Source organism: Flavobacterium glaciei (assembly GCF_003350545.1).
Lineage (GTDB): Bacteria > Bacteroidota > Bacteroidia > Flavobacteriales > Flavobacteriaceae > Flavobacterium > Flavobacterium glaciei.
Window position 1 is genome coordinate 136,253 of record NZ_QQBA01000001.1, and the last position, 12,175, is coordinate 148,427.

General features: G+C 33.2%; 9 protein-coding genes and 1 tRNA gene. 8 read left to right on the forward strand and 2 right to left on the reverse strand.

Translation table 11 applies throughout. The features are described 5' to 3' along the window. The first annotated feature begins 274 nt into the window (after window positions 1–274). Window positions 275–5,242 carry a LamG-like jellyroll fold domain-containing protein gene (locus DFR66_RS00625; protein ID WP_114752933.1) on the forward strand — a complete coding sequence of 1,656 codons (4,968 nt, stop codon included), beginning with the start codon at window positions 275–277 and terminating at the stop codon, window positions 5,240–5,242. A 147-nt stretch (window positions 5,243–5,389) separates the two neighbouring features. Then, window positions 5,390–5,623 carry a hypothetical protein gene (locus DFR66_RS00630; protein ID WP_114753171.1) on the forward strand — a complete coding sequence of 78 codons (234 nt, stop codon included), beginning with the start codon at window positions 5,390–5,392 and terminating at the stop codon, window positions 5,621–5,623. Between the two features lie 86 nt (window positions 5,624–5,709). Here DFR66_RS00630 and DFR66_RS00635 read toward each other — a convergent pair whose 3' ends face one another. Then, entirely contained in the window at window positions 5,710–6,162 is a 453-nt protein-coding gene (locus tag DFR66_RS00635; RefSeq protein WP_114752934.1) for a DUF4442 domain-containing protein, read from the reverse strand. A 153-nt stretch (window positions 6,163–6,315) separates the two neighbouring features. Between DFR66_RS00635 and DFR66_RS00640 the strand changes: the two genes are divergently transcribed. The 5 genes from DFR66_RS00640 (at window position 6,316) to DFR66_RS00660 (ending at window position 10,627) form a co-directional block, all read left to right on the forward strand. Beyond that, entirely contained in the window at window positions 6,316–6,771 is a 456-nt protein-coding gene (locus DFR66_RS00640; RefSeq protein WP_114752935.1) for a DUF4870 domain-containing protein, read from the forward strand. A 129-nt stretch (window positions 6,772–6,900) separates the two neighbouring features. Further along, window positions 6,901–7,233: a PadR family transcriptional regulator gene (locus DFR66_RS00645; RefSeq protein ID WP_099713267.1), complete on the forward strand. Its 333-nt coding sequence runs from the start codon at window positions 6,901–6,903 to the stop codon at window positions 7,231–7,233. A 2-nt stretch (window positions 7,234–7,235) separates the two neighbouring features. Continuing rightward, window positions 7,236–8,966 (forward strand): PspC domain-containing protein, encoded by a 1,731-nt coding sequence (locus DFR66_RS00650; protein ID WP_114752936.1) that lies wholly within the window; start codon window positions 7,236–7,238, stop codon window positions 8,964–8,966. Window positions 8,967–8,968: 2 nt separating this feature from the next. Further along, the gene (locus tag DFR66_RS00655; RefSeq protein WP_114752937.1) at window positions 8,969–9,709 is read left to right on the forward strand and encodes a head GIN domain-containing protein; all 741 of its coding nucleotides are present in this window, start codon (window positions 8,969–8,971) and stop codon (window positions 9,707–9,709) included. A gap of 84 nt (window positions 9,710–9,793) precedes the next feature. Then, entirely contained in the window at window positions 9,794–10,627 is an 834-nt protein-coding gene (locus DFR66_RS00660; RefSeq protein WP_114752938.1) for a GIN domain-containing protein, read from the forward strand. 125 nt (window positions 10,628–10,752) lie between these two features. Here the strand turns inward: DFR66_RS00660 and trxB are convergent, their stop codons facing one another. Further along, window positions 10,753–11,700 carry a thioredoxin-disulfide reductase gene (trxB, locus tag DFR66_RS00665; protein WP_114752939.1) on the reverse strand — a complete coding sequence of 316 codons (948 nt, stop codon included), beginning with the start codon at window positions 11,698–11,700 and terminating at the stop codon, window positions 10,753–10,755. A 159-nt stretch (window positions 11,701–11,859) separates the two neighbouring features. Here trxB and DFR66_RS00670 point away from each other — a divergent pair. Continuing rightward, window positions 11,860–11,937: transfer RNA gene (locus DFR66_RS00670), tRNA-Pro, on the forward strand. Window positions 11,938–12,175: the final 238 nt, after the last annotated feature.

The window sequence follows — 12,175 nt, forward strand, 5'->3', positions numbered from 1 at the left end:
TTTATTATATTATGGATTGGTACAAATCAATTGTGTTTTTAATAATTTTCTATTACTTGCTATTTATAATTAATATTTTGATTTTTTGTTTTAAAAAAATTTCACACTGGGAACATACCAAAAAGTGCCTTTTGAATCATTTTTATTAAGAAACCTTTATTAGAATATTTGAAATCTGTGGAGAAATTAAAACCATCATTTGCTTGACTATAAATCGAAGAATGAGGGACTCATTTAGAATAATAGTTTATGTCTAATTTAACTGAAGAAAGTTATGGAGAAAATTACTTTTGTACATAAAAGAATCATTAGACTACAACTTTTACTTATAATTCTATTGATTTCCGCCATTAAAGCAAATGCCCAAACTTTAACAACGCCACAAGTTAATTTTACGCAAAGAACTTCTGATGCGACTCCTACTCAGAGTATCTATAACATAAAAGGTGATTTTACTTTATTAGGCAACACCAACTTAACTCTAGTAAATTACGGTGTAAATAGTGACAATCAAGGTGCAGCAATGATGTACGTCGATATTGATGGTGACAGCAATACATGGAATTCTTCTAAGGCGACACTTGAGATTTCAAATTCAGGAGAGAATAATGCTGTTCAAAATTGCTCAACCGTACTTTTTGCTGGACTTTACTGGACAGGAAAATCAGAAGATGCTGATACCTTCACAGCATCAAAGCAAGTTCAAAACGGCACACAAACAATTAATACTAATTCAACAGTAACACACAATCAACAAATTACAAATTCAAACTACACACTGCTTGTTACGAGAGGCAATTCGGGAAGTAGTCGCTGGCCTATTTATACTTTTAGCGGGAATGGGAATACCTATGCATTTGAATTTAATAATGTTCCTGCTGTAAGAGTATCAGTAAATGGTGGAGTTTACACTACTATTCCTTCTAATATTGTTACTTCAGGTGGTGTTACAACTGCAACGCTCACAACTCCTTATGTCATAATTGATGATGGAGCAATTTTGACCATCAAACAATTGACAAGAAGTTCTTTTACAAATTTGAGCCTTGCAGATATTCAAACTACATCATCAGCCGAAGTAAATTTATCAGGAACGGTTCCCGCTTATACAACCGTTACTAAAAATTATGACAAAAAAGTAGTTTCATTAAAAGGACCAGGCGCCAGCACTTATACTTCAATCACAGCAAAAACGGATGGAGTGTCCTCTAATATATATTTTCCAGGTGCAGTCAATAGCGGAATATTTGTTGGTTATCAAGAAATCACCGATTATGTAAAAACGTATGGCCCTGGAGCCTATACTGTTGCTGATATTGGTTTGAAAGAAGGGACAAACTCCAGCCCTGGATTCTCAGGTGGTTGGGTAATGGTTGTAATTTACCAAAATCCATTAATGAAAAGCCGAGCAGTGACACTTTTTGACGGAAATGCTTTTGTAAATGGACCACGCGCAAATGGTGGCGAATTCGGAACGATTCCTATTTCTGGATTCACAACCGTAGCCACAGGACCTGTAAACATGAAACTTGGAGTAATGGCAGCAGAAGGAGATGTTGGATTGACAGGTGATTATCTTGCAGTACAAAAACTTAATGCTGATCCCAATGTTTACAATGCAACAAATTACTTAACGTTAAATCACACGGCAAATACAACAAATAACTTCTTTAATTCTTCTATATTTCCATTTCCAAACGCAATTGATAGTAATCCCAACTTACAAAACAATACCGGAGTCGATTTTAGTATGTTTACAATCCCAAATGCATTAAACTCAGTTATAGCTAATAATCAAACTGCAACTACTTTTAGATTTGGATCAACTGCTGACATATTTACTATATTTGGTTTTGCGATGTCTGTCGATTCTTATGTGCCAGAACCTAACGGTTTAATAGGTGTAAACTCTATAAATAATATTGTCAACCCTCCGGTTTTAATAGCATCTCCGGGACAAACAATAAACTATACCCTAACAATTACTAACGAAGGTACAGAAAGCACAACCAACACCCTAATTTCAATTCCAATTCCAGCAACAGCAATCTTTAATGTAGGTAGTACTATCTCATCTAGCACCTTTAATGGTTTTTCTACCAGTAACCTACCTTATTATGATTCTGCTACTAATAAAATTTTATGGGATTTAGGCACACTACCTGTCACAGTGGGACATCCTGAATATATTTATGCTAGTTTAAATTTTAATCTGGAAGTGACAAGTGATTGTAGTATTATATTAAATGCAGGCTGTAATCCAGAGGTTACTTTAGCAACAGGAACTATAACTGGTACAGGTACTATATCCGGTTCTCCTTTTACTAGGTATTTTTTTCAGGGCAATGATAACACCGCCTGTAATTTACCAATAGATGGTTCCATTAAGGTAGCCATAAACGGAAGCTCTTGTATATCAGTAATGGCAGGCATCGATTTGTCTCCAATATGTGGACTTGAATCTGTACAATTAGCCGCTACTGCTGGTACAACTGGCTCATGGTCAATAGTAAGTGGACCATCTGGTGGTGGAGAAATTTTTTCGAGTGCGACTAGTCCAACTTCTGAATTTTACAGTCCAAACACTGGTATTTATACCCTTAGATGGACAATCGCAGGTAGCGGTGGTTGTACTCCTATCACTGATGATGTACAGATTTCAATTGGTGTTTGTTTGGTTTTGAATTTTGATGGAATTGATGACAACGTTAATTTAAAAGATAATTTTAATTTAAACAGCGGATCTTTTAGTATCGAAACTTGGATAAAACCTGGCTTAACAAATGGAAATGTTCAAACTATATTTTCTAAAAGAAACCCAAGTTCACTTACTGATGGATATGATTTAAGAATCGTAAATAATATTATTTCATTTAATTGGAACAATGGAAATTCAATAACATCCAATTACCAAGTTAGCACTAACAGATGGTATCATGTAGCAGTTACATTTGACGGAACAGCATATAATCTTTACATAGATGGGGTTAGTGTTAAAAATGCTGTAGCGGGTTCAAATCCAATAGCAAATTCAAATGCCCAGTGTATCATGGGGGCGATGGCTCCTGGCCTTTCTTATCCTTACCTGCCAACTAATTTCTTTACCGGTTGGATGCAAGAGCTCCGTATTTGGAATGTAGCTTTAACACCAGCGCAGACTCACAAGATGATGAATCAACGAATTACAAATAATAGTAATAGCGTTTTTGGTGCCACCGTACCCCAATCAATACCTAATTTAAGTTGGAGTAACTTAGAAGGGTACTATCAAATGGCACAATCTACTGATCTTTTAAATGGATTTTTGATGGATAAAACGGCTAATCTCCGCAATGGAAAATTAATAGGAATTGTTACTGCTCAACCTGAAACAGCTCCTTTGCCTTACACTTCACATGCAAATAATGCTTGGGAATCAAGTGCCACTTGGACCCATGGAACTATATGGAACATCCCCAACACATTAGGAGTTGATAACAGTACTTTTATTGATTGGAATATTGTCAAAACAAATCATAATATAACTACTGCTGGTAATAAAACTGTTTTAGGATTACTAGTAGAAAGCAACACACTTGAGGCTAATAATGACAATAAAATTGAAATATCTCACTATCTAAAATTAGATGGGAAAATTGATTTAGTTGGAATGTCACAATTAGTGCAAACAGAAGAAAGCGAATTAGACATTACAAGCTCAGGATATATAGAAAGAGACCAACAAGGCCAATCCAATTTGTACAATTATAATTATTGGAGCTCCCCAGTAAGTCCAATAAATACAATTGCAAATAATACTAATTATACCGTTGCAGGAAGTTTAAAAGATGGAACAAATCCTCTTGCACCTGTAGCCATAAATTGGATTGGTGGCTATGATGGAGCACCTACAGCTCCTATTAGCCTAGCTAGATATTGGCTATATAAATTTGATGATTATGCAAATGATTATGCAAATTGGGTTCAAATCGATGAAAATCATCCAATACGAGTAGGTCAAGGATTTACTTTAAAAGGAAGTGGTGGTGTATTAGAAACTCAAAATTACACCTTCATAGGAAAACCGAATAATGGATCTATAACAACAAATTCTGTTGGAGACGATCAGTTATTGCTAACCGGTAATCCATATCCATCGGCATTAGATGCAGATGCTTTTATAACAGCAAACATAGGTTTAAATCCCTCCACGGATGGAACTTTATATTTTTGGGAACACTATGCCAGTAATAATACTCACATTTTAAGAGATTACCAAGGAGGTTATGCAGTACGAAATTTAACTGGAGGATTAGCTCCGTCATCATCGGGCGTAGATTTTATTAGTCAGTCAGGAACGCCTTCAAGAGGAATTCCTAACCGATATATACCCGTTGGGCAAGGCTTTTTTGTGAATGGAAAAATTGGCTCTGGCGGAACAGTAATCTTTGACAATAGTCAAAGAGGTTTTCATAAAGAAAATGACGCTTTGAACTCAAATGTAATGTTCAAAACTACATCTACTAAAGAAACCGTTTGGAAAAATAATGATAATGATGCAGTCGTTACTGATACTCATAAAAAAATCAGATTGGGATTTAACTCTCATAATAATTATCATAGACAAGTATTGTTAGGCTTCATGGATGAAAAAGCAACTAGTGGAATGGACAACGGTTATGACGGTTTAAACATTGATGATTTTCCTAATGATATGTATTTTTTGAATGGAGAAAATCAATTGGTAATTCAAGGAGAAGGTTTTTTTGACATTAATGCTTCCTACCCTATTGGAGTAAAAACAGATGCTTCTGGGAATGTAAAATTCATGATTGATGCTTTAGAAAATTTTGATGATAATCAACCTATTTTTCTATACGACGACGAGACTAAAATATACCATAATATTCGCAATGAAGCTTTTGAAATCAATCTTACAAATGGTTTACACAATTCCCGTTTTTCATTACGATTCAAAGACAAAACACTTGGCCTTAATGAGGAAACCACATTCGACAAACAAATAAGAATAGCTCATTCACAAAGTAAAAATATAATAATTATCAACAATATAGCCATTGATACAACTGTTCAGGAAATGACTTTATATAATAGTATTGGACAATCAATAACCACTTGGAAAATTGAAAATCAAGGACAATATGACATACAACTTCCAATAAAAAAAATAAGTTCAGGAGTGTATATCGTAAAAGTAAAAACGTCTAAAGGGCTTATCAATAAAAAAATCATTATTAAATAAATGTATGTTTCCAGTAGATAATCAGATTCGATTAAGTAAATATTAATCTGAATTTTAATAATTGATTTAAATTATTATTTATATTTGAATAATAATTTTGGATTTACATCCAAAGAAAAAAAAGAAAAACCATTTAAATTTATAAAAATGAAAAAGATAATAGTATGTATAGCAATCGCATTTCTGACTGTGAATCTTAGTGCGCAGGAAAGTAAAACTGCCACAAAAGAAAAAGCTAAAAAAGAATCCTGTTGTGCTAAAAAAGATTCCAAATCAAAAGCGATGAGTGCGGATGAAATAGAAAAATGTCAAGCAAAATGCAAAGCCGAAGGAAAAAAGTGTGATGCATCCTCCGCAAAAGCAAGCGGAAAAAAGTGTTAATCTAAAAAATATAAATTTCTATTTCCTACAAAAAACGCCTCTAGATTTAGAGGCGTTTTTTGTTTTTTTAAACTATTAAGTGTTTTTTATTTGATTCTTACACTCCATTCAAAGTCCATTTCAGAAACTTGAACTCCTTTTTCATCTGTTCCAATAGACTTCATCCAGAAGGTTTGTCCTTCTCCGGTAGCAATTGTTTTTTCAATTGCTTCCTCGATCAAATGACCATCCATACAAACAAAAGTAATTCTACCAGTTGCCTTTTTGGTAAAATTCCCTTTATTGTTAGCAACAAGCATTGATATTTTTCTGCCGCTTTTCTGAATTTGAAACATCACCAAAGCTCCCGTAGCAAGTTCTGCAGCCATAGCCTGAACAGCAAAATACATAGAATTAAAAGGATTTTGATTAATCCAACGGTGTTTTACTGATACCACACATTTCTTTTCATCGATTTCTTTTACACGAACACCACAGATAAATGCCGACGGTAATTTAAAAAAGAGAAATTTATTAAGTTTTGACGCTGTAAGTTTCATAAATAGCTAGGTTTTTTGCTAAAATACAAAAAAATACTATGCGTACATATAAAATTAATTTGTTAATTTTATGTTAATATATGGTACTATGCGAAACAAGATACTGTCTTTTAGATATATATTTGCATAAGAAATTACTATATACTTTTAATCATGGAAACAACTACTGAAAAAAACATCGCAACATTTACTCATTTGAGTGCATTAACACAATATTTTATTCCTTTTGGAAATTATATTTTTCCAATTATCCTTTGGTCCTCAAAAAAGGAAAGTTCTGAATTTGTGAATTACCACGGAAAACAAATACTTAATTTTCAATTAAGTTTATTATTGTATTCTTTAGTACTTATCCTTATTGCGGTTCCAACATTTTTAATTACGCTATTTAGAAATATTCCTTTTGAAGCTGTAGTAAATAATCAAGATTTTGTTTTCAGAAATTTTAATTTCGACGGAAACATAGGAATGCTAACAGTCGGATTAGTTGCTGTTATAATTTTTGGTGTTTTGAAAGTAGCTGAATTCTTTTTAATTATTTACGCTTCAATAAAAACATCAAATGGAGAAAATTATAAATACCCAATAACGATACCTTTTATCAAGTAGAAAATAAAATAGATTAAAAGAGAATTTACATAAAATTCAAGAGCAGTAGCTTCTTGACTAGCAAATACAAATCAATCATCAATCAAAAAATGAACCGTTTAATCAACACAAAATCAAAAAAAAGAAATTATGAACATTGAAAACACAAAAGCCCAAATGCGTAAAGGTGTTCTCGAGTTTTGCATCTTATCCGTATTAAAAGAAAAAGATGCATACACATCGGAAATATTAGACACATTAAAAAACGCAAAATTATTAGTCGTGGAGGGAACCATTTACCCGCTACTAACACGATTAAAAAATGACGGATTGCTCAACTATCGTTGGGAAGAATCCACATCAGGACCACCAAGAAAATATTACGGTCTAACTGAAATAGGACAAACATTTTTAAAAGAACTTAGTGGCACTTGGACTGAATTATCCGATGCTGTAAACCTTATAACCAACCAAAAACAATAGTCATGAACAAAACTGTAAATATAAATCTAGGCGGAATGTTCTTTCATATAGATGAAGATGCATACCAAAAATTAACTCGATATTTTGATGCCATAAAACGTTCTTTATCTAATTCATCTGGACATGATGAGATTATAAAAGATATTGAAATGCGTGTTTCAGAATTATTAAATGAGAAACAAATAAGCGACAAACATGTTGTGGGTTTAAAAGATGTAGACGAGGTTATTGCCGTAATGGGACAACCAGAAGATTATATTATCGAGGATGAGTTAAAAGGTTCGCAAACCTTTAGTGATAGTTCAAACAGAAGAACAAAAAAATTATACCGCGATAAAGAAAAAGGTATGATAGGTGGTGTTGCTGCTGGATTGGGTCACTACTTTGGAGTAGATGCAGTTTGGATCAGAATCGTTCTAATACTATTAGTTTTTGCTGGATTTGGTACTGGAATTTTAGCGTATATCATTCTTTGGATTGTAACTCCGGAAGCAATCACAACAACTGAGAAACTGGAAATGACTGGAGAACCAGTTACGATTTCTAACATTGAAAAAAAAGTAAGAGAAGAGTTTGAAAACGTTTCTGACAAGATAAAAAATGTTGATTACGACAAATATGGCAACCAAATAAAATCAGGTGCTGGAAAAATAGGAGGCTCTCTGGGTGATTTCATCATGACAATTTTCAAGATTTTTGCAAAGTTTTTAGGTGTTATTTTAATCATAACGGGTATTGCAACTTTAGTTTCTTTACTTATTGCCGTCTTTACTTTAGGTTCATCAGATTTTATTGAAGTTCCATGGCAAAGTTTCATTGAAGCAGGTAATTTTACGGATTATCCAATATGGTCTTTTGGATTATTAATGTTTTTTGCAGTTGGTATTCCTTTCTTTTTCTTGACACTTCTAGGTTTCAAATTATTGTCACCAACCATGAAATCAATAGGAAACATTGTTAAATACACATTATTGGCACTTTGGATTATCGCAATAGCAATACTAATTTCGATAGGAATAAAACAAGCATCCGAAGTAGCTTACGAAGGAAAAACAGTTAAGAAAGAAACAATTAATGTATTGCAAAATGACACTTTGTATGTAAAATTCAGATACAATGAGTATTATACAAAAGACATTAACGATAAAGAAAGCTTCAAGTTTGTTCAGGATTCATCAAACACTCAATTAATTTATTCAAATAATGTAAGTATCGAAATTTTACATACAGATGAAAAACTACCTTTTATTCAAATAGAAAAAATAGCTAGAGGTAAGTCATTTCAAGATGCAAAACTAAGAGCTGAAAAAATAAAATACGCTATCAAAATTGAAGGAAATCAGATAATTCTAGATAATTATTTATTGACAGAAGTTACAAACAAATTCCGTGATCAGGAAGTGGAAATATTTTTATACTTACCAGAAGGAATTCTACTAAAACCAGATTCTTCTTTACAAAATTACGACAGATCTGATGATTCATTTTTTAACTTACACTACAGCTCAGACAATTACATTTACAAAATGGGAAATTCTCAAATAAAATGTTTAAATTGTCCTGCAGATGAAAACGAATATAATGATGTGGAAACTGAAAATGATAGTATCGAAACATCAGTTACTATCAATGAAGACGGAGTTTCTGTAACGAATGATACTTTGATTAATTCAAAAAAGAATCTTAAAGAATTAAAAATAAATAAAGACGGTATAATCATTAAAACGAATTAGTCATGCTAAAAATCATCACAATAATAACGAAATTCATTCTGGTTGTCTTAACTGCTTTATTATTCGCTTCATGCAACCACTCCATTAATTTGAATTCAATTGAAGGAAGCAGAAATGTCACCACCGAAAGAAGAAATGTGGATGGTAATTTCAAAAACATAGAAGTCAGTAATGCAATCGATCTTGTGATTGAACAATCAGACGTAACTGAAATAGTAGTTGAGGCTGATGATAATTTACAGAAACACATAATTACTAAAGTTGAAAATGGCACACTAGTTATTTATTGCGATAAGAATTCTATTATCAATACGAAATCTAAAAAAGTAACTGTAAAAATGCCTTTAATTGAACAATTAGAAGCCAGTAGCAGTGCCTCAATAACTAGCAGAAAAACTATAAAAGGAGAAAATATCACACTAAGTTCTTCTAGCGCAGGAACAATTAACCTGAATTTAGAAGCAGATGATATCACTTGCGATTCTAGTAGCGGGAGTAGCATTACCCTAAATGGAATGGGACTAAAAATGAAAGCAAATGCATCAAGTGGTAGCTCTATTGATGCCAAAAAATTATTAGCAAATGAAGTTAATGCTGAAGCCTCTAGTGGAGCCACAATCAACATTCATCCTATTGTAAGTTTAGATGCTGAAGCTTCCAGCGGTGGAAGTATACATTATAATAAAGTTCCTAAATCAATTAGAAAAGAAACAAATTCTGGAGGAAGTATTAATCAAGAATAATAAATCCCTTTACTAAAATCAAAAAATCATCCATCATAAGTGGATGATTTTTTTATATTTGTGTAGACGCTAATTCAAATGAATATGAAAAAATATGCTATTATACTCCTACTCCTTTTACCAACCACATTGATATTGGCACAAAAAAAGGAAAAAATAAAAGGATCAAAGACAGTAACTGTGGAACAGAGAGAAGTGGGAAATTTTGATGCATTGCTAATCGAAGACAATCTCGAAGTCTATCTAGAAAGAGGAGATAGAACCGAATTAAAAATCGAGGCTGATGACAACCTGCATGATATCATTTCTTTGGATTTAAGTGATAACATATTGCGCGTTTATACTACAAAACAAGCCACAAATTATAAGAAAATCATCGTGAGAGTTACATACACCAAAGATTTGAATCTAATTACTTCAAAGGATGAATCGACCGTCAACGCAATACAAGAACTTTTATTGAATACCGTTACCTTAAAAGTGCATGATGCTTCTAAATTATTTTTGAATGTCAACACAAAAGATTTCTTACTTCAAGCCGACGATAAATCAAAAACAGAACTCAATTTAAAATCAGAAAAATCAACTATTGAATTAAGTAAAAATGCATCTTTGAAAGCTTTAATTAACACAACTGATTTAAAAGTGGATATGTACCAAAAATCAGGTGCAACGCTTGAAGGAAATGCTTTAAATACGAAAATCCGGTTAGACAATAACGCCTCATTTACCGGAAACAAGTTAACCACAAAAAATGCGGATATCACCACCGAAAGCTATTCCAGCTGCAGTTTATTTACAGAAACAGCCGTGGTTATTGATGCCGCTAATAAATCAGAAATCCAATTAGTGGGTTCCCCAAAAATTGAAATACGAAAATTTGCCGACGAAGCAAAATTGATTAAGAAATTGAAATAATCCTTTCCCCGCCCTCTCTAAAGAAGAGGGAGAAAAACTGGAATGACACTGCATATCCCCACAACAAAAAGTCCCACTTGCTAAGGCAAATGGGACTTTTTCAATATTAACTTTTCTAACTTTAATTATTCTTTAGCGGCCAAATATCTTTCGGCATCAAGAGCAGCCATACAACCTGTTCCGGCAGCAGTAATCGCTTGGCGATATACATGATCTGCAGCATCGCCCGCTACGAAAACGCCTTCCACATTTGTTTTTGAAGTCCCTGGGGTATTGATAATATATCCAGTTTCGTCTAATGTGATATAATCTTTAAAAATATCCGTATTGGGTTTGTGACCAATAGCTACGAAGAAACCAGTTGCAGGAATATCAAAAACTTCATTGGTTGTTTTATTTAAAGCCTTTACGCCAGTAACTACTTGCTCATCACCCAATACTTCAACAGTATCGTGGTTCATCAATATGGTAATATTCTCTGTTTTTCGAACGCGTTCTTCCATGATTTTAGAAGCTCTAAATTTTTCGCTACGCACTAACATCGTTACTTTTTTACAAAGTTTAGATAAATAATGTGCTTCTTCACAAGCTGAATCTCCAGCTCCTACAATTACGACTTCTTGATTTCTATAGAAAAAACCATCGCAAACTGCACATGCAGAAACTCCGCCACCCATTTTTAAATAATGTTGTTCTGATGGCATTCCTAAATATTTAGCGGATGCTCCTGTAGAAATTATTACAGTTTCGCAATGCAATTCTATAGTGTCATTGATCCAAACTTTATGAATATCGCCTGAAAAATCAACTCTTGTAGCCCAACCATCACGAACATCAGTTCCAAAACGTTGTGCTTGTGCTTGTAACCCAACCATCATTTCTGGTCCAGTGATTCCCTCTGGATTACCTGGCCAGTTCTCTACTTCATTAGTGGTTGTCAGCTGACCACCTGGCTGCATTCCCTGATAAACAACAGGATTCATATTTGCTCTGGCAGCGTAAATAGCTGCAGTATAACCTGCTGGACCAGAACCTATAATAAGACATTTAATTTTTTCGATTGTATCTGACATATTGAAATTATATTATTTTTTTGATAGTACAAATGTAGTTTTTTAATAAAAAAAATGGCTTAAAAAAACATCATTTTTACCTATTCCGAAATAATATTCTCCTATTTGATTATATCGTTTGTTAGTTTCGAAATTAGTTCTATATTTGCACCCTCGTTACGGGGTGTAGCGTAGCTCGGTTATCGCGCCTGCTTTGGGAGCAGGAGGCCGCAGGTTCGAATCCTGCCACCCCGACCAAAAGCCGAATAGCAATATTCGGCTTTTTTGTGTTTAAAAATTATACGTTCATTAAACGTTCTAAATAAAAACATGGTAAAGAAGTATTGCAATTTAAACCCTACTCAATCCTCTTTATCAAAATCTTTATGCTCAAGATGAAAGTTTTACCAATTTAAAAGCTTATTTTTTGTTGTGATTGGTTATCAACAACAGAACCCTTAACCTAAATTTAAAAGATTGAATACCTCTCAAAGTT

Bases quoted from the DNA above. Each gene is read 5' to 3' on its own strand.
- DFR66_RS00630 (WP_114753171.1), top strand. From the start codon at position 5,390: ATGAAAAAGATAATAGTATGTATAGCAATCGCATTTCTGACTGTGAAT.
- DFR66_RS00645 (WP_099713267.1), top strand. From the start codon at position 6,901: ATGAACATTGAAAACACAAAAGCCCAAATGCGTAAAGGTGTTCTCGAG.
- DFR66_RS00625 (WP_114752933.1), top strand. From the start codon at position 275: ATGGAGAAAATTACTTTTGTACATAAAAGAATCATTAGACTACAACTT.
- DFR66_RS00650 (WP_114752936.1), top strand. From the start codon at position 7,236: ATGAACAAAACTGTAAATATAAATCTAGGCGGAATGTTCTTTCATATA.
- DFR66_RS00655 (WP_114752937.1), top strand. From the start codon at position 8,969: ATGCTAAAAATCATCACAATAATAACGAAATTCATTCTGGTTGTCTTA.
- DFR66_RS00640 (WP_114752935.1), top strand. From the start codon at position 6,316: ATGGAAACAACTACTGAAAAAAACATCGCAACATTTACTCATTTGAGT.
- DFR66_RS00635 (WP_114752934.1), bottom strand. From the start codon at position 6,162: ATGAAACTTACAGCGTCAAAACTTAATAAATTTCTCTTTTTTAAATTA.
- DFR66_RS00660 (WP_114752938.1), top strand. From the start codon at position 9,794: ATGAAAAAATATGCTATTATACTCCTACTCCTTTTACCAACCACATTG.
- trxB (WP_114752939.1), bottom strand. From the start codon at position 11,700: ATGTCAGATACAATCGAAAAAATTAAATGTCTTATTATAGGTTCTGGT.